The 22,265-nt window shown below is 60.2% G+C and carries 21 protein-coding genes and 4 pseudogenes; 20 read left to right on the top strand and 5 right to left on the bottom strand.

Annotated features, from left to right (window positions below; translation table 11 throughout):
• Positions 1 to 83 precede the first annotated feature (83 nt).
• Positions 84 to 872: a WecB/TagA/CpsF family glycosyltransferase gene (locus NKI16_RS25370; protein WP_352923808.1), complete on the bottom strand. Its 789-nt coding sequence runs from the start codon at positions 870 to 872 to the stop codon at positions 84 to 86.
• Between the two features lie 256 nt (positions 873 to 1,128).
• Between NKI16_RS25370 and NKI16_RS25365 the strand changes: the two genes are divergently transcribed.
• The gene (locus NKI16_RS25365) at positions 1,129 to 1,332 is read left to right on the top strand and encodes a helix-turn-helix domain-containing protein (RefSeq protein WP_352923806.1); all 204 of its coding nucleotides are present in this window, start codon (positions 1,129 to 1,131) and stop codon (positions 1,330 to 1,332) included.
• Positions 1,333 to 1,457: 125 nt separating this feature from the next.
• Here NKI16_RS25365 and NKI16_RS25360 read toward each other — a convergent pair.
• Positions 1,458 to 1,580: pseudogene (locus NKI16_RS25360) on the bottom strand (bifunctional Delta(1)-pyrroline-2-carboxylate/Delta(1)-piperideine-2-carboxylate reductase); the annotation flags it as partial.
• 136 nt (positions 1,581 to 1,716) lie between these two features.
• Here NKI16_RS25360 and NKI16_RS25355 point away from each other — a divergent pair.
• The 15 genes and pseudogenes from NKI16_RS25355 to NKI16_RS25285 all read left to right on the top strand — a co-directional run bounded on the left by NKI16_RS25355 (position 1,717) and on the right by NKI16_RS25285 (position 17,097).
• Positions 1,717 to 2,370: an SIS domain-containing protein gene (locus NKI16_RS25355; RefSeq protein ID WP_352923804.1), complete on the top strand. Its 654-nt coding sequence runs from the start codon at positions 1,717 to 1,719 to the stop codon at positions 2,368 to 2,370.
• Entirely contained in the window at positions 2,367 to 3,635 is a 1,269-nt protein-coding gene (locus NKI16_RS25350; RefSeq protein WP_352923802.1) for an HAD-IIIA family hydrolase, read from the top strand. Before NKI16_RS25355 ends, NKI16_RS25350 begins: the two co-directional genes overlap by 4 nt.
• Positions 3,628 to 4,683 carry an NAD-dependent epimerase/dehydratase family protein gene (locus tag NKI16_RS25345; protein ID WP_352682331.1) on the top strand — a complete coding sequence of 352 codons (1,056 nt, stop codon included), beginning with the start codon at positions 3,628 to 3,630 and terminating at the stop codon, positions 4,681 to 4,683. Before NKI16_RS25350 ends, NKI16_RS25345 begins: the two co-directional genes overlap by 8 nt.
• 33 nt (positions 4,684 to 4,716) lie before the next feature.
• A complete protein-coding gene (locus NKI16_RS25340) occupies positions 4,717 to 5,799 on the top strand; it encodes a GHMP family kinase ATP-binding protein (RefSeq protein WP_352923800.1) in 1,083 nt (360 codons plus the stop codon).
• Between the two features lie 105 nt (positions 5,800 to 5,904).
• A complete protein-coding gene (rfbC, locus tag NKI16_RS25335) occupies positions 5,905 to 6,438 on the top strand; it encodes a dTDP-4-dehydrorhamnose 3,5-epimerase (RefSeq protein ID WP_352923799.1) in 534 nt (177 codons plus the stop codon).
• Between the two features lie 45 nt (positions 6,439 to 6,483).
• Positions 6,484 to 7,821 (top strand): NAD(P)H-dependent oxidoreductase, encoded by a 1,338-nt coding sequence (locus NKI16_RS25330; protein ID WP_352923797.1) that lies wholly within the window; start codon positions 6,484 to 6,486, stop codon positions 7,819 to 7,821.
• Between the two features lie 45 nt (positions 7,822 to 7,866).
• On the top strand, positions 7,867 to 8,655 hold the full coding sequence (locus NKI16_RS25325; protein WP_352923795.1) for a phosphatase PAP2 family protein: 789 nt from the start codon (positions 7,867 to 7,869) through the stop codon (positions 8,653 to 8,655).
• Positions 8,656 to 9,366: 711 nt separating this feature from the next.
• Positions 9,367 to 10,065: an FkbM family methyltransferase gene (locus NKI16_RS25320; protein WP_352923793.1), complete on the top strand. Its 699-nt coding sequence runs from the start codon at positions 9,367 to 9,369 to the stop codon at positions 10,063 to 10,065.
• A gap of 88 nt (positions 10,066 to 10,153) precedes the next feature.
• Positions 10,154 to 10,291 (top strand): hypothetical protein, encoded by a 138-nt coding sequence (locus NKI16_RS25315; protein WP_352923791.1) that lies wholly within the window; start codon positions 10,154 to 10,156, stop codon positions 10,289 to 10,291.
• A gap of 255 nt (positions 10,292 to 10,546) precedes the next feature.
• Positions 10,547 to 11,617 (top strand): GDP-mannose 4,6-dehydratase, encoded by a 1,071-nt coding sequence (gene gmd / locus NKI16_RS25310; RefSeq protein ID WP_352923789.1) that lies wholly within the window; start codon positions 10,547 to 10,549, stop codon positions 11,615 to 11,617.
• A gap of 15 nt (positions 11,618 to 11,632) precedes the next feature.
• Positions 11,633 to 12,062: pseudogene (locus NKI16_RS25305) on the top strand (NAD-dependent epimerase/dehydratase family protein); the annotation flags it as partial.
• 303 nt (positions 12,063 to 12,365) lie between these two features.
• Positions 12,366 to 14,665 (top strand): annotated as a pseudogene (locus NKI16_RS25300) (AGE family epimerase/isomerase).
• A gap of 74 nt (positions 14,666 to 14,739) precedes the next feature.
• Positions 14,740 to 15,054, top strand: coding sequence for a GYD domain-containing protein (locus NKI16_RS25295; protein WP_352699715.1), 315 nt, complete (start codon positions 14,740 to 14,742; stop codon positions 15,052 to 15,054).
• A 425-nt stretch (positions 15,055 to 15,479) separates the two neighbouring features.
• Positions 15,480 to 16,424, top strand: coding sequence for a PA3715 family protein (locus NKI16_RS25290; RefSeq protein ID WP_352699713.1), 945 nt, complete (start codon positions 15,480 to 15,482; stop codon positions 16,422 to 16,424).
• Positions 16,425 to 16,548: 124 nt separating this feature from the next.
• A complete protein-coding gene (locus NKI16_RS25285; protein ID WP_352692416.1) occupies positions 16,549 to 17,097 on the top strand; it encodes a class I SAM-dependent methyltransferase in 549 nt (182 codons plus the stop codon).
• A 300-nt stretch (positions 17,098 to 17,397) separates the two neighbouring features.
• On the opposite strand, the gene NKI16_RS25280 is transcribed toward NKI16_RS25285, so the two are convergent.
• Both NKI16_RS25280 and NKI16_RS25275 read right to left on the bottom strand, forming a co-directional pair.
• Positions 17,398 to 17,631, bottom strand: coding sequence for a DUF6429 family protein (locus NKI16_RS25280; protein ID WP_352923787.1), 234 nt, complete (start codon positions 17,629 to 17,631; stop codon positions 17,398 to 17,400).
• Between the two features lie 164 nt (positions 17,632 to 17,795).
• A pseudogene (locus tag NKI16_RS25275) lies at positions 17,796 to 17,983 on the bottom strand (3'(2'),5'-bisphosphate nucleotidase CysQ); the annotation flags it as partial.
• A 323-nt stretch (positions 17,984 to 18,306) separates the two neighbouring features.
• Between NKI16_RS25275 and NKI16_RS25270 the strand changes: the two are divergent.
• The gene (locus NKI16_RS25270; protein ID WP_352923785.1) at positions 18,307 to 19,893 is read left to right on the top strand and encodes an adenylate/guanylate cyclase domain-containing protein; all 1,587 of its coding nucleotides are present in this window, start codon (positions 18,307 to 18,309) and stop codon (positions 19,891 to 19,893) included.
• A gap of 147 nt (positions 19,894 to 20,040) precedes the next feature.
• Here NKI16_RS25270 and NKI16_RS25265 read toward each other — a convergent pair whose 3' ends face one another.
• A complete protein-coding gene (locus tag NKI16_RS25265) occupies positions 20,041 to 20,286 on the bottom strand; it encodes a type II toxin-antitoxin system VapB family antitoxin (RefSeq protein ID WP_254820584.1) in 246 nt (81 codons plus the stop codon).
• Between the two features lie 445 nt (positions 20,287 to 20,731).
• Between NKI16_RS25265 and NKI16_RS25260 the strand changes: the two genes are divergently transcribed.
• From NKI16_RS25260 to tnpB, 3 genes are all read left to right on the top strand, one after another.
• Positions 20,732 to 21,478, top strand: a complete 747-nt coding sequence (locus tag NKI16_RS25260) for a class I SAM-dependent methyltransferase (protein ID WP_352923783.1) — start codon at positions 20,732 to 20,734, stop codon at positions 21,476 to 21,478.
• A 70-nt stretch (positions 21,479 to 21,548) separates the two neighbouring features.
• Complete coding sequence (locus NKI16_RS25255; RefSeq protein WP_245274633.1) at positions 21,549 to 21,929, top strand: transposase; 381 nt, start codon at positions 21,549 to 21,551, stop codon at positions 21,927 to 21,929.
• On the top strand, positions 21,926 to 22,265 hold a 340-nt coding region (gene tnpB / locus NKI16_RS25250; RefSeq protein WP_352923781.1), incomplete at its 3' end, for an IS66 family insertion sequence element accessory protein TnpB. The genes NKI16_RS25255 and tnpB, both read left to right, overlap by 4 nt.

Raw genomic sequence — 22,265 nt, 5'->3', positions numbered from 1 at the left:
CGCCAAAGAACAGCCGCCCGTGAAGGAGTTGGCGCAGATCGGCAATACGGCGGTCCAAGTGTATTCACTGGTTCCGCCTCCCTCTAACCGTCACGAAGTCTGCGCCTGGGAAGCAGCGATGCCTGCAACAAAGCCAGGATGAACAGGCTGTTCGTCACGAGATACCTGCTCGCCAGGCGGCGGGGATCCTGGAAGAGCCGGTGCAGCCATTCCAGCCCGCTCTTCTGCATCCATTGCGGCGCCCGCTTGACATCTCCGGCGTGGAAATCGAAAGCTGCTCCTACCCCCAACATGACCGCATTGATCCGGCCGCGATGCGCCTGCATCCAGCTTTCCTGCTTGGGACATCCGAGCCCCACCCAGATGATCCTCGCACCGGACTGATTGATCATTCCGACCACTGCCTCATCCTCCTCGGCCGACAGAGGGCGGGGCGGAGGTGAGTAAGAGCCCACGATGTTTATGCCGGCAAACTCGGTTCGAATGCACTGTTCGAGACGCTGGAGGGTGCCCGGGCTGCCGCCGTACAGGAACATTGCCGAGCCCAGTTCCGATGCCCTCCGGCAACAAATCCACATCAGGTCCGGTCCGGCGATGCGCGGCTGATCCGCGTGTCCCTGCCGTCTCAGCATCCAGGCCACCGGCGCTCCATCGGGCGCGACAAGGTCGGCGCTATCCATCGCTTCGGCATGGGCGCGATTGCGGCGGGCGGTGACGACACTGTGGGCATTGCACAGGAAAACCGTTCGGCTCTCCCGCCGCAGGGCCCAGTCGAAGACGCAGTTGACTGCCTGCGCCAAGCCCAGCGCGTGCACGGGTACCCCAAGCACTTGCTCGCGCACCACTCCCTGATCGATCGCGAGCTCTGTCATGCCACCCTCGATTGCTGCAATGGTGAGCCATCATCACAGCGTGCGGGCACTTCGAGTGCAATTGCTATTCCGAACGGGAAGCTGGCGGGCGGCGCTCATCGGAGGTACTTAAAAGGAATATCCTGTCCGAACCGGTGTGGTGCACCCCGATTCTGAGACACGAAAAGGGTAACAGTTCTCCATTCGTCAGCTGATGAGGAGAGAAGACCCGGGGCGGCGGTTCAGTCGCGAATTCAAGAGAGCGGCGGTGTAATGCATGGCTGCGGGCGCCAATGTGAGCAAGTTGGCGCGGGAGCTCGGCATCTCTCGCAAGGGTCTCTATCACTGGCAGAAGCAGTTTCGTGCAGGCGGGCCAGCAGCTCTGCGCGGTCGCGTGGGTCCGCCGCGAGCGGTACGCCGGCTGGGTGAGGCGCACGACCCGGGCGGGTGCAGCGCCGGCATTGCCGTCGGAAGCGCTTGACGAGCTTTCGAAGGCATTGGCTCGGATCGGCGAACTGGAGCGTCTCGTCGGGTATCCGGTTCAAAGCGTTACCCATCTATCAACTTGTCCTCTCCGTGCTGCCGAAAGAGCGCATGGAAGGAGCGGCCCGTCGCGCCGTCGAGCAGGAGGTAAAGCCCCATCACCGCGGGTTTGCCTACGGCATTGTTGTCGGGCGACACCGTGACGATCTTGACGCCGATATGGCCACCTGCCGACGTGTCGGCCGCAACGGAGAACAAGGGATATTCCTTTTAAGTACCTCCGATGAGCGCCGCCCGCCAGCTTCCCGTTCGGAATAGCAATTGCACTCGAAGTGCCCGCACGCTGTGATGATGGCTCACCATTGCAGCAATCGAGGGTGGCATGACAGAGCTCGCGATCGATCAGGGAGTGGTGGCATGTCGCAAATCTTCGCGGGATGATGCCCTCTGGTTGCAGCCTAAAGAATTCACGCAGGATTATCTGGCATCGCTTTGCATCGCATTGGCGCAGATCGATACGGACGCCGTGCAGGAGGCGATACAGTTGCTGCGCGCCGTACGCGATACGGGCGGCACAGTCTTCGTCGCCGGCAACGGCGGCAGCGCAGCGACCGCCTCCCACTGGGTCAATGACCTCGGTAAGGCCACGAAACGCTCGGGAAGGCAGCCAATCCGGGTCATAGGCCTGACAGACAACGTCTCCTGGATGACGGCACTCGGCAATGACGAAGGCTACGAGCGTATCTTTGCCGGCCAGATGGAGAACTTCGCCAAGCCGGGTGACGTGCTCATAGTGATTTCAGCCAGCGGGAACTCGCTTAATCTCGTGCGGGCAGTCGAACTCGCTCGCGAAAGGAAGGTAGCCACCATCGGCATTGTCGGTTTTGACGGCGGCACGCTTAAAGAGCTCGTCGATCAGCCAGTATGGGTGCGGTCCGAAAAAGGCACCTACGAACTCGTCGAGGACGTCCACGCCGCGATCTGTCATGCCATCACGCGATACCTCATCGCCGACCGACCGGAGCGCGGTCAATGAATGTTGTCCTGCCGAGCTCTCCCTGCCTGCAAAAGGCAGATGTCGAAGGCCGCGCCTACAGCCGGCCGCGGCAGGCGGTCATCCTGGCCGGCGGGCGTGGCACGCGCATGCGGCCGATCACACTCGATCGCCCGAAACCAATGGTGCCGGTGCTCGGCCGCCCTTTTTTGGAATACCAGATCGAACAGCTGCGGCAGGAGGGGTTCGAAAGGGTTCTTCTTCTACTCGGGTATTTGCCCCATGTGGTGATGGACCATTTCGGCGACGGCAGCAGGTTCGGGCTCAGTATCGAATATGCCGTCACCCGTCCCGACGACCTCACCAGCAGCCGGGTATCCAATGCCCGTCACCTCATAGATCCGTGCTTCCTGCTGCTGTATTGCGACAATTACTGGCCGATGCGCATGGAGCGGCTGTGGCAACGCTTCTGTGCGGCCGGCAAGCCTGGAATGATCACGGTCTACAGCAACAAGGACGGCTATTCACGCGGCAGCGTGATCCTTGATGCGAACGACAATGTGACCGTCTTCGACCGGCTCCGCACCACGCCCGGGCTGCAGGCAGTCGAGATCAGCTATGCCATACTAACCGATCTCGCCCTCGAACTCCTGCCCGACGAGGACACCCTCTTCGAGGAGGCCATCTACACGCCGCTCGCGACGCAGCATCGCCTCGCCGGCTTCGTGAGCGAGCACCGCTATTACAGCGTGGGCTCGATCGAGCGTCTACCCGCGACGGAGCGCTTTATGAGCCGCGAAAAAACCATGCTCGTAGACAGGGACGGCGTACTCAACTGCAGACCGCCACGGGCTCAATATGTGTGTTCATGGGACCAGTGGGAGTGGGTTCCGGGTGCAAAGCAGGCGTTGGCCCTTCTGAACGAGGCTGGCTACCGCATAATCATCATCTCCAACCAGGCAGGGATAGCGCGCGGAGCGATGACCGCCGCTGATCTCGAGGCGCTTCACCAGCGCATGTGCGCCGAGTGCGAAGCCGTCGGCGGCAAGATCGCGGAGATCTACCACTGCCCACACGGCTGGGACGACGGCTGCGACTGCCGCAAGCCCAAACCCGGTATGCTGTATCAGGCACAGCGCGACTTTGATCTCGACCTCACACGCACATTCTTTGTCGGCGATGACGATCGTGACCGTCAAGCGGCCCAAGCCGCGGACTGCCCATATGCGCAAGTAAGCGAGCAATGCTCGCTTCTGGACCTCACCCGTCAACTCCTTTTCGAAGCGGAGCGCGGCAGACATGAATGAACCAACACGCGTTCTCGTCACCGGACACAATGGATATCTCGGTTCTGTCATGGTGCCCGTGTTGCAGGCGGCGGGCTATGAGGTGGTCGGGCTGGACATGGGATATTTTCGTGCGTGCACCCTGGGAGCCGACAATACCAGTGTGCCCGAGATCACAAAGGATCTACGCGCCATCGAACCTCCGGATCTGCAGGGCTTTGACGCGGTGATCCATCTGGCGGCACTCTCGAACGACCCGATCGGAAATCTCAACGCGGATTGGACGAGGCAGATCAATGCGGAAGGAACAGTTCGTCTGGCCACGATGGCCAAGGCGGCGGGCATCCGGCGGTTCCTATTTTCCTCCTCTTGCATCATGTATGGCATGTCGGAAGCCGCCGTCGTCGACGAAACCGCCCCGCTGGCGCCGCAAACAGAATACGCAAGATCGAAGGTTATTGCCGAAGAAGCGCTGCGCGCGCTGGCGGACGACGGGTTCTCGCCCGTCTACTGCCGCAACGGCACCGTCTATGGTCTGTCGCCGCGAATGCGCTTCGACACCGTGCTGAACAATTTCGTGGGCAGCGCCTTCACCACTGGACGTGTCGAAGTGCATAGCGATGGCACGCCATGGCGGCCCGTGGTTCATGTCCAGGATGTCGCGCGCTATTTCAAATTGATGCTGGAGGCGCCGCTACAGGACATCCACAATGAGGCGTTCAACATGGGTGTTGAAAGCCTCAATCTTCAGGTGCGCGAGATAGCGGAGATCGCCGTTGAGGCCGTCGCCGGCGCGCAGCTCACAATGACACCGAAGCCGGGCGCGGATCAAAGGACCTACAAGGCGGACTTCAGCAAGTTCTCACGGACTTTCCCGGATTTCGAGTTTCAGTGGACAGCGCGAAAGGGAGCGCAGGACCTTTACGAGGCGTTCCGCTCGATCGCACTTAGATTTGAAGACTTTACCGACAAGCGCTTCACGCGGCTGCGCTGGCTCGATCATTTGCTCAAGGCGGGGATGCTCGATGGTCAGCTGCGCTGGCGAACCGCACAGCCGCGTGTTGCCTAATTTTCATTCCGTCGATTTTCAAGGGGGCAAAATATGGAACAGCTAGACGGGACCAAAGCCGTGGAGCGCCGCTCAGGACTGGACCTTCCGACCATTATCGATCGCGCTGCACAGCGTCTACCGTCTCTCGTCCTGACGCGCACTCCATTGCGCGTCAGTTTTGCTGGCGGCGGTACCGATCTGCCCGATTTCTACAATCTCGATTGCGGCGCGGTCTTCAGCGCGGCAGTGGACAAGTACATCTATGTCACCGTCAAGCGTCACAGCGAGATCTTTAATGAACCCATCCGCTTGAACTATTCACAGACGGAGCAGGTAAACACCATAGGGGAGATCAAGAACAACATCGCTCGCGAATGCCTGCGTTTCCTGGAGATCGAACCGCCGATTTACATCTCGACGGTCGGAGACATGCCTGCCTCGACGGGCATGGGGGGGTCGAGCTCGTTCACGGTGGGACTGCTCAACGCCCTGCATGCATTCCGGGGAGAACGTGTCACCCCTGGCCAACTGGCCGAAGAGGCATGTCACATCGAGATGGAGATCCTCAAGGAGCCGATTGGCAAGCAGGACCAGTATGCCGCCGCGTTCGGGGGCATGAACCTGTTCCGCTTCCAGCCGGGCGGCGCGGTAACGGTCGAGCCGCAGCGGGTGCGCAATGGCGCCATCGAACATCTCTTCAGCAACCTGATGATGTTCTGGACATCGCATCAGCGGCCGGCCAGTTCCGTGCTGGCAGAGCAGAAGGCGAAAACGTCAAGCAATCTCGATACGCTCAGGCGGATGCGGGACGATGCCTTCATGCTTCAGGAGATCTTTTCGGAGCCCGTCATCGACGTAGAACGCTTCGGTGCCGTCCTTCACGCAGGGTGGGAGATGAAGCGGAGTTTGGCGTCCCGCGTGAGCAACGCGGCGATCAATGGCCACTACGACCTCGCCAGGGACGCAGGTGCGGAAGGCGGCAAGCTGTGCGGCGCCGGCGGCGGCGGATTCCTTATGTTCGCGGTCAAGCCGGAACGCCGGGAAAGTGTAAGACGCGCACTCTCACACCTAGCCTATGTGCCTATCGGCTATGAAGTCCACGGCTCGCGCCTCTTGCATCCGGCGCAAGTCTGATGCCGTCCTTCGATCGCACAAGAGGACCGCCGGCGCGAGCCACCCTGAGGAGAGATCGTCGTAGATGCAACCCGACGTGACACTCATTTGACCAATGGATCTACGATGCTTTTCACAAAGACCGATATTCCCGGCGCCACCCTGGTGGAACTGCAGAAATTCGAAGACGAGCGGGGCTTTTTCGCCCGCGGCTGGTGTTCGCGGGAGTTTGCCGACCAGGGGCTTCCAAATCGTGTCGTGCAGATGAATATTTCATACAACAGGCACAAGCACACACTGCGCGGCTTCCATTACCAGCTGGCTCCCCAGTGCGAGGACAAGATGCTTCGCTGCATCCGGGGCAGCCTGTACGACGTGCTGATCGACCTGCGGCCCCAATCGCCCACCTATAAGCAGCACCTCACGGTGGAACTTTCAGCGCCCAACCAACGGATGCTGGTGATACCGAAGGGCTGCGCGAACGCCTTTCTCACCATGGAGGACCACTCCGAGGCGACATATCTCGTCTCCGAATTCTACACACCGGCGGCCGAGCGCGGTGTTCGCTGGAACGATCCTACCTTCGCCGTGAAGTGGCCGGTGGATGCGCCGGCGCTGATTTCTGAAAAGGACCGAAGCTGGCCCGATTATGACCGCTAACCTTCGCCACCCGACCTTTCGGGGAGCAGCACAGGGGAGACGTCAATGTTCATTGTCGACAGGGAGTTGGAGAGGCTCGAGGCTCAGGGGCGGCCAATTCGCGTGGGTATGGTGGGGGCCGGCTTCATGGCCCAAGGCATCGCGCTGCAGATGCTGCGATATGTCCCAGGCATGCAGCTCGTGGCGATTTCCAACAGGCACGTGGAAAAGGCGCGAGATGCCTATGCCGCTGCAGGCGAAGACGATGTGACGGAGGCGACCAGCACCAAAGCGCTTGAGGATCTTGTGGCGCGCGGTCGCCGCGCTTTCACGGCGGACCCGATGCACATTTGCGAGGCCGACGGCATCGACGTCATCATCGAGGCGACAGGCGCGATCGAGTTCGCTGCCCACGTCACAATGCGGGCGATCCGGCACGGCAAGCATGTCGCCCTGATGAATGCCGAACTCGACGGCACGATCGGACCGATCCTGAAAGTGCATGCCGACCGGGCAGGAGTGGTCCTCACCAATGTGGAGGGGGATCAGCCCGGCGTTATCATGAACCTCTACCGTTGGGTCAGGGGCCTGGGCATACGTCCGGTGCTTTGCGGGAACATCAAGGGCCTGCACGATCCCTACCGAAATCCGACGACTCAGGAGGGTTTTGCCAAGAAGTGGGGGATGAAGGCCCCAATGGTCACCTCCTTCGCGGACGGCACGAAGATCTCGTTCGAGAACGCCATCGTAGCCAACGCCACAGGCATGCGGGTGGCGAAGCGCGGCATGTACGGGCCTGTGGTCGAGCCTGGAACCCCGATCCAGGGGGCGGTCGGCTGGTATCCGCTCAATCAGCTCCTCGAGGGGCCGGGGATAGTTGATTATTGTGTCGGCGCCATGCCCAACCCCGGCATCTTCGTTCTTGGCACCACAGAGGATGCCGTCGAGAAGCACTATCTCTCACTCTACAAGATGGGCCCCGGACCGCTCTACTGTTTCTATTGGCCCTATCATCTGTGTCATTTCGAGGTGCCCTCCACGGTGGCGAGGGCCGCGATATTCCGCGATGCTGCGATCGCGCCCCTGGGCGCGCCGACCGTTGATGTGGTGGCCGCCGCCAAGCGGGACCTTAGTGCCGGAGAGATCCTCGATGGCCTTGGACATTACATGACCTACGGGCTCTGCGAGAACGCGCGGACGGTGCACGCCGAGCGGCTTGTGCCGATCGGGCTCGCCGAGGGGTGCCGGCTGCTGCGCAACGTGAAGCGGGACGAGGTGCTCGGCTATGACGACATCGAGCTTCCGGTCGGGCGGCTTTGCGACGCACTGCGCCGGGAGCAGGATCTTGCCTTCTTCGGCCGCTCTGTAGCCTCCCGGCGCCGCGAGGTTTCTGCGACCGCCTAGTTAGCGGGACTCCAGTTGTTCCGCCGACCGAACCCGAGAGTTGAGATGACCGAACCGATGGCGCGAACGTTATCCGATTTCCATTACCTGACGCATGCCGCCGCGCTTTGCCTCCTCTTTGTGGGTACGACTTTCCTGGCCCTCAACCCGGATTGGATCGACAGGCCCCTCGCAAAGGCCGTCAACACCGTAGCGAGCAATCAGCCCTTCGCCAGCCGGCTCGCTTTCGGTGCCGTCTACCCAACAACCGAGGGCGCTATAGCTGTGTCCTTGCTTTGGTATTGTTGGTTCGCCCATGACGGGCCGGAATCGAGGGCAAGGCTGGTGAGCGGTGTCTGCGCAGCTGTCCTCGCGGCGCTTGTAGCGCATTTCCTGCAGAGCACTCTGCCGACGACGCCAAAGCCGATTTTTGACCCCGCACTTGGGCTTCATATCCCGGACGTTCTGGGCGACGCTGCCGTTCTGCGCTCAGCGCCGTTCGCCGGCACCCCCGGGTTCCCCAGCGAGCGAGCGGTTCTGTTCGCGGGTCTAGCGATCGCCATTCTTCTCGTTCGCTTCGAACTCGGACTCCTCGCCTTGGCCTGCACCTTGGTGGTAGAGCTTGCGCGAGTCTACTTGGGGCTGCATTACCCGACCAATGCTCTGGGTAGCCTCGCCTTGGCCGCCACCCTGGTATGGCTAGCACAAACGCACCCGAGCCTTGAACTCGGCGCCCTGGTTCTCCGGTGGGAGCGCGGCGCCCCACCAAGCTTCTATCTGTGCAGCTTTCTGGCCTCATACCTTGTTGTTGCGTTCCAGGAGTTGCGCGAACTTGCCAAAGGGCTTCTCCAGTAGGAACTGGTGTGAAGCCGGCCAGCGACACGACGTGCATCGCCGCGCTGAAGCGTCATCTTGGCCGGACAACAACAATCATGCTGAAAGGTGTTCGCAACAGCGGCGGATTACCTCAATGAAGCGGATTAAGCATCCGGCAAGCTGGATAAGGCCCCTCTACGGCTTCCACTGGCACACTGCGCGCGTCGCGCTGTTCAACAAGCCCGATCTCTCCGCTCGGCGAACCCAAGGTCAATTTCGTTGCAACCGCCAAGGCCGATTTGAACTGCCCGCCCTTCTGCGTTCAGCTCCGCAACGAACAGGATTGCCACTTCTTTGGCTCCGCAGTAGCCGGCACGGCCCCCGGGGACGAGGGCATCGGCGTAGGGACTCGTGAGCCGGCGCTCGCAGCGGGCGGCTACTTCCTACGCGGTAGGGCGAAGACGTTGGCCGAGCCCAAGGCGATGCTCCCGCAGCATCTGTTACGAACGCCGAGCGACGGGATTACCTCCTTTTGTTGGAGCGCCTGCCACAATGACACTCTGGTCGCGGGAGGGAATCGATGTAAAATTCACAGGGCGATAGCCGCTCCGCGTTAGGCCAGACTGAACCCCATCTGGCGCTGTTGTCTATTTTGGACATAGTGAGGACGGCGGACACAGTGAGGACGGCGCAGTCAAGCGGAACAGCTACTAGGAATAAGTACTAGGAATAAGCCAAAGGCAACTATTGATGTACAATCCAGATCGGCTCCGGTATTGTAAGCGAGTTGTAAGAGCGGCCTTAGGATTCGATCATCTTCTCCGGCCCGAATGCTCTATTCCTATACAAAAACTCGGCTCCGCATATGGAGGTTGGGTCGTTGCGGTCGAGCCTCTTCTAGGTGCCCCCTCCCCTATTGTTCTTTCCTTTGGGTTAGGGGACGACATTTCATTTGATCTGGAAGTCAGCAAAGTATTCGGTGCAAAGGTCTTTGGGTTTGATCCGACTCCGGCCAGTCTTGACTGGATTGCCGCTCAGGAATTACCCCCCACTGTGCGGATCTACCCCTTGGGAATATCTAATTTCGACGGGGAGCAAACGTTTGCTGTGTCCGAAGATGATACACGCAGCAATTTTTCCACGAAGTTGGTTACAGGCAAGAGCATTGTCTGCAACGTGAGGCGTTACTCTACTATCCTGGATATGCTCGGACTGGCAACTATCGATGTGCTGAAACTCGACGTCGAGGGGGCAGAGCACGACGTCCTTCCGGAGGTGCTTGGATCTGATGTCTTACCGAGACAGATTCTCGTCGAGTTTCACCACTGGTGGCACCGCACTCCGGTGGAGCAAACCTACCGAACAGTGGAAGCGATAAAGGGCCAGGGTTACACGCTGTTCCATGTTTCTCCTGCGGGCCACGAATTGTCATTTTTGCTGACGCGATAACAAGCCTTACGAGAACTTTCGACAAGCCGCCGTCGGTGGCGGAGATCGTCGGCAACAACCTGACGCCACGCTTGCCAGGTGACCCGAGATGCAGGCCGAACGCGAACCGTTTCTCGGCAGGCACCGCCCGCGCCGCACTGATCAGCCGACCCACATGTTCGGCATTGCCGACGGCAGCATGGCCGGCACGCAGCTCCCGGAGAAGCGGTGGCGCAAGCGCTTGTGAACTGACGGCTCGCGGCAGGGCGGCTACGTCCATGCCATAGGAGCATAGGCTGAAGAGGCTAGCCAAGCAGAAAGGGGACGCACGGGAAGTAGCTGTGACGGGCATTGAGCGGTGGGGATTACCTCCTTTTGCTGGCGTGCCTCCCACAATGACACTCTGGCCGAACACGGCACTTTCGCCTTTCGTTAGAGGAGTGTGGGGGCAGACCGTCGGTCGACGGCGCCACCACAGCCCTCAAGGATTGGATGGGACCCGATGACAGATCGCATTGCGCTCATAACTGGTGTGACCGGTCAGGACGGTGCCTACCTTGCCAGACTGCTGCTGGAGAACGGCTATACTGTCCACGGACTGAAACGCAGATCCTCCTCCTTCAATACCGAACGCATCGACGACATCTACGTCGATCCGCACGAACCGGACGCACGCTTTTTTCTCCACTACGCCGACCTGACCGATGCGACCAATCTCATTCGCATCATTCAGGAGACGCGCCCTACCGAAATCTACAATCTGGCGGCCCAAAGCCATGTCCAGGTAAGCTTCGAGACGCCTGAATATACCGGCAACGCCGATGCCCTTGGCACACTCAGGCTGCTTGAAGCCATCCGCATCCTGAAGATGGGAGAGCGGGTGCGCTTTTATCAGGCGTCAACCTCCGAGCTGTTCGGCAATGTCCAGGAGGTGCCCCAGACGGAGAAGACGCCGTTCTACCCGCGCTCTCCCTATGCGGCGGCCAAACTCTATGCCTATTGGATCACGATCAACTACCGTGAAGCGTACGGAATGTTCGCTTCCAATGGCATACTGTTTAATCATGAAGGCCCCACGCGCGGCGAGACGTTTGTGACCCGCAAGATCACACGTGCGGTTGCAGGTATCGAGCGAGGCTTTCAGTTCGCCCTCTATCTTGGAAATCTGGATGCGAAACGCGACTGGGGGCATGCTCGCGACTATGTGGAGGGCATGTGGCGGATTCTTCAGCACGCCGAGCCAGACGACTTCGTCCTCGCCACGGGCGAAACCCACTCGGTTCGAGAGTTCGTAGAGCGCGCCTTTCGGGCAGTCGGCCGCGTCATCGTCTGGGAAGGTAAGGGGGTGAACGAGATCGGCCGGGATGGCAAGACAGGAGAGATCCTCGTCCGAATCGACCCACGCCATTTCCGTCCAACGGAGGTCGATCTCCTGATGGGAAATCCGGCGAAAGCCCGCTCAAAGCTCGGCTGGTCGCCTAAGACGACGTTCAGCGACCTCGTGGCGGAAATGGTGGCCGCCGATCTGAAACGTCTGGAGCGAGAGAGCTGGCACATGGACAGTAGCGTCTAGAAAGCGCCACCGGTCATGAACAACACTTACCGGCTCGACGCAAAACGGATATTCGTGGCTGGCCACCGCGGCATGGTCGGCTCGGCTGTGGCGCGGCGATTGGAGAAGGAAAACTGCGAGGTCCTAATGGCACCGCGCGACGTTCTCGACCTTCGAAATCAGGACGCATCAGGACGCCGTGCATCGCTGGATGACAGAAACCAGGCCCGACGCCGTGATCCTTGCAGCCGCAAAGGTCGGCGGGATTCTCGCCAACGATCGCTATCCGGCCGAATTCCTGCGAGACAACTTGCTGATCGAAACGAATGTCATCCACGCCGCGTTCCAGTGTGACGTCGGCCGACTGTTGTTCTTGGGCTCATCCTGCATCTACCCGAATCTGGCGCCACAGCCGATCCCCGAAGACGCGCTTCTCACAGGCCCCTTGGAACCCACCAACGAGTGGTCGTCAGCCCGAGCAGCACGAACGAGACATCCTTTCGGTCGCCGACAAGCATGCTCCTATTGGACTAGGGGGTGCCAATCGGGGCGTTAGGGCTACCCCAATTCATGAAGGAGCCTCCCGCCCGGCAGCGTGCTACGTCTGTCTGCGCAAGAGCCGAGCAAAATGCGTGACCCAGGACACAGTCGGACAAGCCAGGCCGAACACATTCGTCTTCGTCGCGAGATGTTCGAGGCTGTCGATGCCGTGCTGCGCCGCAATCCAGAGGTCGGAGCCTACAGCCAGAAATTTTGCGAGGACTGGATCATGCCGGAGCGGATCGTCAGTTTTGTGATGAGCGGGGGCGTCGGCTCGCGGCTGTGGCCGCTGTCGCGCGAAGACAGTCCCAAGCAATTCCACGACCTTTCGGGCGACGGCTCGATGCTTGCGAAGACTGTCCGACGCCTCAAGGCGCGCTCGGACGGCGAGACGCCGATCTATCTGATAGCCTCCGAACGGCATGCCGACCGCGTTATCTCGGACATCGGTCCGCTCGGCCTGAACGGCGGCAGACCGATTTTCGAGCCCGTCGGCCGCAATACCGCCGCTGCGGTGGCCATAGCCACGTTGCAGACGATCTCCGAATATGGCGGTGACGCGCTTGTGCTCGTGGCGCCCTCCGACCATCAGATATCGACCGAAATGCAATTCTGGCAAACCGTCGAGGCTGGCATGCCTGCCGCCGATTCAGGAAGCATTGTCGTATTCGGCATCAGGCCGACCCATCCCGAAACCGGGTACGGCTACATCGAGGTTACGGCAAATGGTGACGGCGGGGCCGCCGTTTCACATTTTGTCGAAAAGCCCAATGCCGAGACGGCCCGCAAATATGTGGCTTCGGGAAGATTCTACTGGAACGCCGGCATCTTCCTGTTTCGTGCCGACACGATGCGGAAGGCATTTCTCGAGTTCCGGCCAGACATCTGGGACACCGCGGAACGGGCCCATAAGGCTGCACGGACCGACGTCTTGGGCATCTACCTGCCCCAGGGCTTCTATTCGGCTGTCCCGTCGACGTCGATCGACTACGCAGTCATGGAGCATGCACGCGGTATTGCGATGGTTACGGCTTCCTTCCGCTGGAACGACCTTGGATCGTGGCAATCGCTGCTCGAAGCCAGCCCGACGGACCGCGACGGCAATGTCGTAATGGGCGACGTTGTCGCCATGGATTGCGGCAACTCCTATCTCAGAAGCCAGGGCAGACTGCTGACAGTCATTGGAATGAAGCATGTGGCGGTGGTGACGACACCGGACGCGGTATTCGTCGCTCCTGTCAGCCACAGCCAGAACGTGAAGAAAGTCGTCGAACAACTCGAGAAGAGCGGACGCCTTGAAACGAAGTTCACGGGGTCGGACGACCGGGTCATCATCAGCGGGTCATGGCGCAAGCGGGTCGAGCACTGGCTCTTCAACGAAACCCTGCCGCTGTGGTCCACTGCAGGTGTCGACGATACGTATGGCGGCTTCCACGAGGCGCTCGGTTTCGATGCAAGGCCGTTGGGCAAACCCAAGCGCATGCGGACGATGGCTCGCCAGATTTACGCGTTCGCGGTGGCCAAAGAACGCGGCTGGGTTGGACCGGCCGACAAGCTTATCGACCACGGCATCGAGTTCATCGCCAAACACGGCCGCACCGAACGCGGTGGCTGGGTGCGCACCCTTAATCCGATGGCAGCGTGGCTGACCCGACGGAGGACGCCTACGACCATTCCTGCGTGCTCCTGGCGCTTGCTCATGCTCACCGATGCGGCCATCAGGATGCCCTGCAGCTGGCACAAGAGACGTTCCGTTTCATCGACACCCATCTCGAGGACGACAGCCTGAACGGCTTCCTCGAGACCCCCGGCTGGAAGGGGGTGCGGTTCTCGAACCCGCACATGCACATGCTGGAATCCTTCCTTGCCTGGCATGGCGTCACCGGCGAGCGTGCATATCTCCGTCGGGCGGCACGCGTCGTCGATCTCTTCCGGTCCCATTTCTTCGATCAGGAGAGCTGGACGCTTGGGGAACATTTCGATGTCGATTGGCTACCGTTGCCGGGAGAGGAGGGACAGTGGACCGAACCAGGGCACCATTTCGAATGGGCTTCGCTCCTCGTCGAGTTCGCGCGGGCAAGCGGGCAGAAAGACTTGGCAGCCTATGCAAGGAAGCTCTATTCGTCGGCGATCGCCAGCGGATTGAACCGGGCCACGGGCCTGGCTTATGCAGCCGTGTCGCGGCAGGGAATGCCCTTCGACCGGCTCTCCCGCAGCTGGCCGCAATGCGAAGCCGTCAAGGCGGCCGTCGCCCTGGACGGCATCGGCGGGCCTGATCTGAAACCCGAGATCGAAGCTCGTGTCGCCCGCCTCTTCAAATGGCATATCGATCCCGCACCGCTAGGCTTGTGGATCGACAGAATTGACGAGCGCGGAAGGTCACTGGCGACGGAGGTGCCCGCGAGCATTTTCTACCACCTCGTGACGGCCTTGACGCAGTATCTGGACAAGACCGCAGGGCAGGTCGAACCTTTCCCGCTGCCAGCTTTGGATGTGAGCAAGAGCGTTGCGATGCAGGGTTACGGCTGACCCAACTGTCCGCCATAGCTCCGTGTTGGTGAAACGATCAATAACGAAACTAGTACTGATCGGGACGAATACCCATGAAAGTGACAATCCTGGGAAACTGTCCGCCCCATGCCTACAAGGGATTGATAAAGGGCTCAGACCGGGAAGCTGCAATCAAGGCGGTTTTGGAAAGCGTTGGTGGCAAGGTATCCGGTATGATGTTTACTCGCGGCGCCTATGATATTGTCATCAATGCTGAGGTTCCGGACCAGGCCGATGGGATGGACCTAGCACTGGCGGTCCGGGCAAGCGGCTGGATAAACGACCTGGTTGTCCTCGAAGAACTCGACATGAAGGCGGCGCTCGCAGCTGCCAAAAAGGCTGCCGGCGTTTACAAGCTCGCCGGATGATTGGACTGGCTGTACATTGAAGGCAGCACGGTTCCGATTGAACGCGCCGTGCTGCCAAGTCTCAAGGAAAGACACGCTGGGGTTTCGGAAAGCCGAAGCAGGCGCGGCATTGGTTCTGCTTCGATACCGCGCCGACAGCGAACGCGCCCGGCTCAGGGGGTCAGAAACGGAGGTCATGCCGAGTTAATTTTGGAATGTACACCCTAGAAGCTGCGCCCGGCGGATCGGCGAGGTCCGGTTTTGAAGAGATTTCTTGTCGGAGCGCTTCTTTATCTAATCGGAGCGCGACAAGGCAATCGAGATCACATTGTCAGTATCTGTCTCAGGTAGCTCGAACAGCATTGGCAAAAATTGGCCGCTCGGGCGGCGTTCTCATGATCACCGTCCCTAAGGGAGCTCGGACTTTACGACTTTCCAGGATACCTATGGTCCTGACGCAGCGGGTGGAGCTAGCCGTCACGTCCCTACACCCTGTGCGCCGCCACCAATCTCGCGTAGAAGGGCCCTGGCCGAACCCGGCCCTGCGACGCGAGAACTCCATGCGAATAGTGTTGCCTGTCCTGTTGCTCGGCGCCGCCCTCGCCAGCCTGTCGCCCGCCCGGGCAGCGGCCGGCGATTGCGGCGATGCCGCCGCCCTGGTGCAGCAGGCCTATCCCGAGGCCCGAAAGAGCGCCGACGGCACCTCGTTCACGCTTGAACCTCATACTAGCATCACCTCAACGCTCCCGGAGAGCGATGCGCCGTTCGGCCTGGTCTGCAAGATTTGGCCCGCCGATGTCGACCTGCTGTTGGTCGCAGTGCCGCTGATTGACAGGGCTAACGGCGACCACCTGCATGTCGGCGATATCGAGCTACTGGTCGTCGATAGAAAGAGCCTGCGGGTGCGCCAGCGCCTGCTCCAGCCTGGACTGATGACCGATGACGCGATTGTCATCGAGAAGGTGGAATTCGACACCGGCCGTTATGCACTGGCCCCTGAGGTCACCGCCTTCGGCCTGCGCATCGAAATGGCAAACCATTCGCAGGCCACTCCCTTCACTGAAACCGACCTGCGGCTCTACGCCCTTGCCGACGATGCGCTTCGCTTGGTGCTCGACGGCCTCGTGGTGGCCGGCCATGGCGGCGATAGCGATGCCAGTTGCGCCGGATCGTTTCATTCCAGCCAGGTCAGCCTGGCGATGAGCCCGGCGCGCCATCATGGCTATCACGATATCACCGCGGTCGAGCGGACGGATACCGACAATCCCTCCCCCGACAAGGATGGCGAATGCCATTCCCATCCCGGCAAGGCTGTGAAGCGGACCTACCGGCTGCATTATGACGGCAGCCGCTATCCGGTTCCCGCGGCACTCAAGGTGATGGGGTTGTAACGCCGCCGCACACATCCCTGCCTTGGTTCGTCAATGTGATCAATTCCAGTTGAATGGGTATCGACCATTAATTCTCTCGTGGTAGGAGGCGCTCAAGGGGGCTCTTCCCAAAGGAGCTGATGATTTGTGGTGGTCAAGATTCAAAAGGGGTTTTGCAGGAACGTGGGACGACAGACTTGACGGGCTATTCTCCGCAAAGGTCGACTACGCCGGAAAATCCATTCTCGATGTTGGCTGCAATATGGGTGTTGTCGCCTATGAGATATCCAAGCTGAGACCCAGCTCGATCCATGGGATCGACATTGCCAAGCCGCATATCGAGACTGCAAAAATGTTATTGAGTGGCTCCCCGGTACATGCCAGGTTCGATCGCCTAAACCTCGGCAGCCGGCGCCTCGGCAATATCCTTCTACCGAAATACGATATCGTCCTGCTGCTGGCCGTCTACCAGCACATGCAGCGCAACATCGGCCCAGGCAAGGCGCGAAGGGTGCTTTCCAATATTGTGAGGCGCACCTCAAACGTTGTTGCCCGCGTTCCGCCTGGAACGGATGGCGAATTTATCGACACGCTTTCTGACGAGGGTTTCCAGGTTAGGAGCACTCACACGTCGCCTCTTGGTAGTCATGTGCTGGTGCTTGAGAAACCCACCCTAGGAAATCCGCAGCCATAGAGATTTCGCATCGCCAGTGGCAATCTGCCCCACTAACATCCCATGTGTCAGCAGCGGCGCCGACCCGCTGCTGACTGCAACTCGGCCCGGGAACGCCCATTCGCCGGGAGAAGCATGTCGCGGCTGCGGTGTTCCCTGCCACTGCCTTAACAGACTGGCGCCCGTTGGCGTAGGTGACGAAGACGAGTTTGGCCGCCACGGCGAGAGCACTGCCCGTCCCGCCTGCGGTCAGCGCGCCGCCGGTGTTGAAATTCAGCCATGTGCGCTATCAGCTCGCAGGCGCCCGTCCAGCGCTCTGGCTCAGGGCGCCGGGCGAGTGAACAGGGTTCGGAATAGCTCCTCACCACGCCGCAGTCCTTCATCTGTCAGAACCACTGACTTCGCCTTGTTTGCCGGATTCGCGATCAGCCCCTTCTCGTGCAAGCGATCCAGAGCATTCCAATCCAACCCCTTCCAGGCGCGCCTCTCTTCATGCAGCGTCAGCCAAAGCAGGCCCATAACGGCATCGTCGATCTTGTCGGTGTCGATCTGCATGCAAGCAGTTTAACACGCGAAAGCGCCGCTGCCACGATCCACACCGTAGGGTTATTCCTCGCGCAACGGTTCGCCTGAAAATAAATGCTTCACCTAGGCGTCGCATGCGCGACGGCGTCATTTGGGGAGACGAGCCGGGACGGGATTGGAGTTCATCATGGTGCCTAAGCGGCCGTAGCAGCGTTGCCGCTGGCAATGAAATGCGGATTGGCGAAATCCTCGTCGTCGCTCTGGTTGCGCTTACCGCAGGCGAGCGGCGCACCATTCAGGTGCGCGTCATGCTGCCGGCAGCGCGCAGTACCGCGTCACCCGCCGCAGGGTCGCATTCCAAAGTGCGGCCGAAGCGCGGATACGTTTTGCGGGACGCTTTCTTTTCCGACCCGCTCTCCGGCCGCAGAAGTCTCAACCTTGCTAGAGGTGAATTTTTTGACCCTGAGCGGCTATCGCGGAGCGCATTCCGGCCACAACCGGCTTTGCGACATCCCCTCCACTGATTCACTGTCCGTCTAGCGCCAGAATGCGAAATCCGCTGTGAGGGTCGGAGCTTCGCAACAACCGCTCAAGGTCGGTCCGACGTTGCAGGGCTGACGTGTTTTCATCGAGCCAAGACTGACTCTGGTACCGTGCCGGGAATGAGCTATAGTTCAGATACTAAGACGGCCGGGCGCCTGCACAATGGCTGGACTGGGAGAACAGATTGCGCGTCAGCAGCGCACCATGGGACCGCTCCTGGTGGCGGCAGTGGTCATCGGCCTTATCGGTCTGCCGGTCGCAGCCTGGCTCGACCTCCGAGACTTATCGGAACGGATGCTGCGCAGGCAAGCCAGCGAAATCAGCCGCATCATCGACGAAATGCGCGGATTCTACGGCAGCGACGTCGTGGGACGCGTGCTGCAAGCTAACGGCGCCGTGACTGCGACGCACAACTACCGGGACGTGCCAGGCGCGATCCCTATTCCAGCAACCCTCTCGATCGAACTCGGCAAGCGCATCAGCGCTCATGACGGCTCGGTCAAATATCGGTTCGTCTCGGATCTGCCTTTCAAAGGTCGCGCGCCCCACCAGCTCGATGTTTTCGAGCGGAATGCAATCTTGGCTTTGCGCGCCAACCCGAAGGAGCCGATCATCGAGGTCTCGGGTTCACTGTTTGACCGGCAGGTCCGCGCCGCGGCCCCTGTTGTAATGGGACAAGTCTGCGTGACCTGCCATAACTCACACCCGGACAGCCCCAAGACGGACTGGAAGGTAGGGGATGTCCGAGGGATCCAGGAGATATCAGTAAATCAGCCAATCGCTGCGAACGTGCTGACCTTCAAGTATCTGCTCCTATATTTCGGTTTCGCGGCGGCGGCGGGCCTGACGTTCATTCTCCTGCAGCGTCGGCAGTCCGCGTTGATTCAGGGCATCAACAAGGAGCTTTCGGAGGCAAACGACTTCCTGGCCGCGATTTCATTGAAGATCGCCAAATACCTTTCGCCTCAAATTTACAAAAGCATCTTCAGCGGCCAGAAGGACGTCACCATCGCGACCGAGCGCAAGAAGCTCACGATCTTTTTCTCCGACGTCAAGGATTTCACCGCGATCGTGGAACGGCTCCAGCCTGAGGACCTGACGCTTCTCCTCAACGAGTACTTCACCGAGATGTCGACGATCGCGCTCAAACACGGCGGCACCGTCGACAAGTTCATCGGCGACGCGCTTCTTGTGTTCTTCGGAGACCCCGAGACGCAAGGCGTCGAGGAAGACGCGAGAGCCTGCTTGCGCATGGCTGTCGACATGCAGCGTCGGCTGGAGCAGTTGAACAGGGTGTGGCATGACCGCGGAGTTGAACGGCCCTTCCGAGCTCGCATGGGCATCAACACGGGCTATTGCAATGTTGGGAACTTCGGTTCCGACGATCGGATGGACTACACGATCATTGGAGCCGAGGCGAACTTGGCGGCCCGGCTGCAGTCGATTGCCGAGCCCGGCGGCATCTGCCTCAGCTATGAGACTTACGCGCTCGTGCGCGACCTTGTCCGGGCGCGTCCATTAGCACCGATTGCCATGAAGGGGATCAGCCGGGAGGTTGTCCCCTACGAAGTCGAGGGCCTCCTGGGTGAACTCGCCCAGCGCCCTCAGGTCATCAGCGAGCATGCGACTGGTCTCGACTTGTTCCTCGATGTTGAGGCAATCGACGAGAACGGGGTGGAGCGGGCGAAGAAACGACTTTCGGAGGCGCTCCTGGCCTTAACCATCCGAAGCAAGCCCGCCGCATTTTAGGCTCTTGAACGTGATCCAATCTGGACCGTGGCCAGCCAAGTAAAGTCCGGTTCAACACCGTTCAGCCGCGCCGGGTCCCGGCCAGGAGTTCGCGCGCATCATCCTCGTTGGTCATCAGCGCCGTCAGGGCCGAGGCGTCGATGAACATCAGTCATTCTCGTACAGGCTGTCGCGAAACGCCTTGTCGGCGGGCCTGCCGTGATCAGGCTTGCCCCGGGCTCGCAGATCACGGCAGAACCTGACGCCGATCTCTACGAGGGACGGTCTAGCCTGTTCGCGCTCAAGCTCATGCTTGAGCGCGGCATGGACGGCCTCTGTCAGACCAGTCCTTTTAAGTGCGGCGACCCGGCGGGCCAGTGCGTCGGTCTCGGGATTTTTGATGTGGAACGCCATGACTCGCTCGTATAGCCGTTCAAGTGCATCGGTATATAGCACACCGTGTGAAGGTCCGGGGAGCGTCGACCGGAAGGGTCACCAACGGAATCGGCCACGCCAACCGACCGAGTTGGCGGCTGCGCCTCGCTTGCCGCAGGCTGGATGGGGACCGTAACCCTGTTGTTTACAGACCCCGAGCATATCTGATCGGTAAGCGATCGTTTCCGGATACCTTTCGGGAGTGGCCGCGATCTGTGAGGTTGCCGATCCTGTATTGGGATTGGAGATCGGCTTGGGTCTGGACTTGACCGGTGCTTGACGAGCCGCTGGCTGAGATCGCCGGTCTGCTCGATATCACGGTCGATGCCATGACGGGGCGAATCTCCTGCTGCTCCGCTGACTCGACGTTATATCAGGGGGCGCTAATTATCGGTCCTCGGGTCAAAAACCTTAGAAGGCCGACATGCTGAAACCATCGTGGAACAACGCTCGAGGAAGCCGACTTCTATCTCTTTTTCGCAGCTATGCTGATCGTATCACAACGCGGCGGGTCACACGCAAACTTGATTCGTACGGAGATTGGCTGAGAGCCCTCACCCTGACACTCCTCCCGACGAGGAAGGCTCATCACTGCAATGCTTGCGATCGCGGTGTGGCGGCTTTTTACCGTTTCGGGCGATACACGCTTATTTGCCCGCTTTGTCATGCCCTGGATCGTGAGCGGTTTTTGATTTGTGCTCTAGACCGTAAGCTTCTCGGGCTTCCGGCGGGACCGCTTAGAATTCTCCAGATTGCGCCGAGCGAGAAGGGGCTTTCAAAGAGACTATCTCAGGCGGGCAACCTCATTAAAGGCGATATCGAGCCCGGACGGTACGGCCCCGATACCGTGCAGGTTGACCTAATGAACATGAACGGCACCAGCGATCTCGATATTGTCGTCTTGTGTCATGTCATGGAGCACGTCCCTGACGATCGGCATGTTTTTCGGCAAGTTTGGTCATCCCTTAAGCCTCGAGGACAGGTCTGGATCCAAGTACCGCTTATCTATCGTCAAACGCTCGAAGCGACGCCATCCATGTCACGGAGCGAGCGCGACGAGCGCTTCGGCGGATCAGATCACGCGCGAGCCTACGGACCCGATATCAAGGAGCGTATCGAGGACGTGGGTTGTAAGCGCCAAGCTGACCCCATCTGGCGCGGCTTGAGGTGATGAGCGAGACATACTGACACTGAAGCAAGGAGCCGAGGAGCTTGCAGTGTCAATTTCTATGTCTGCGCCTATGCCTGATGATAGAAGTTTCCATGTTCTTGAAGCGGTTGCCAACCGACTGGAGGCAAGCCCGCAGCGTCCGCGGCGGCGCTGGTCGGCGGAAGCGAAGTCGCGGCTGATCGAGGCGACACTGAAGCCGGGCGCGAATGTATCGGCCATTGCCAGACAAGCGGGGATGGCGCCGGCCCAGCTGTTCGGCTGGCGGAGCAAGGCGATCAAGAGCGGTGCGGTCACGCCACACAGGGATGCGGAGCGGCTCGGCTTTGTCGAGGTCACGCCGACAGCGTCTGCGTCGGTGGAGATCGAGCTGGGTGGCGTGGTCATTCGCGCCGGTGCCGATATCAATGAGGAGCAGCTGGTGCGGATTATCCGGGCGGTTCGCCAGGCATGATCCCGGCTGGCGTGAAGGTGTTGGTCGCCAGTCATCCAGTCGATTTTAGAAAAGGTCCCGACGGCCTTTTGGCACTGGTGCGCGATGCCGGCTCGGATCCATTCAACGGCGCACTTTATGTATTCCGCGCCAAAAGAGCGGACAGGATCAAGATAGTCTGGTGGGACGGCAGCGGCGTGTGTCTTTATGCCAAGCGGCTGGATGAGGCGAAGTTCTGCTGGCCGCGGATCGGCCACCACCGGGTCCAGCTCAATCATGCTCAGCTCATGGCTCTGGTTGACGGAATGGACTGGAAACGGGTTCGAACGGAGACCGTCAGGCGGCCGCAATCGGTTG

The sequence above is a fragment of the Mesorhizobium sp. M0698 genome (assembly GCF_040320455.1).
Classification (GTDB): domain Bacteria; phylum Pseudomonadota; class Alphaproteobacteria; order Rhizobiales; family Rhizobiaceae; genus Mesorhizobium.
This window is presented reverse-complemented; position numbering and strand designations above follow the sequence as displayed.